Raw genomic sequence first — 522 nt, 5'->3', positions numbered from 1 at the left:
CTCGGGATGATAGACGAAATCCTGCTTGCCGAAGCGACCATCGGCCTTGGCGCACGACGTAAGGGTCTTGGGCACAGAGGGCGTGATGCCGGCTCGCTCGCAGGCCAGGATATCCTCGCCCTTGTAGTAGCCCCTGTCCGCCACAGCCTCCAGGCTCGGCGTGCCCAGGGCCGTCTGCGCCTGCTGAGCCATCACCGACAACTGCCCCCGATCCGAGCCGCTGTTGGTCACCTCATGCGCGACGATCAGATGGTGCTGGGCATCCACCGCGGCCTGCACGTTGCAGCCCACGATCCCCGTGCCGATGCCGCGGTTTGTCATGGCACGCGCATCCGGATCGGTGAGCGAGATCTGCTGGTCGGGAGCGGCCAGCACCTGCGGCTCCAACTCCCGGAACTGCTGCATCTGCTCTCTGAGTGCCGCGATCTTGTCCTTGATCCGTCCGGCCTTCTCCTGCGCCAGTGCGCTCTCCTGCCGGTCGGCGGTGTCGAGGGCGGACAGATAGTGTGCGATGCTGGCCTC

The 522-nt window shown here is 66.1% G+C and carries 1 pseudogene; it reads right to left on the bottom strand.

Features of this window, described 5'->3' with window-relative positions:
* A pseudogene (locus ACXJKO_RS32105) lies at positions 1-522 on the bottom strand (IS5/IS1182 family transposase); the annotation flags it as partial.

The organism is Microvirga sp. P5_D2 (genome assembly GCF_054049475.1).
The sequence above is the reverse complement of the archived record's forward strand: the minus strand, read 5'-3'. Positions and strand labels throughout refer to the sequence as shown.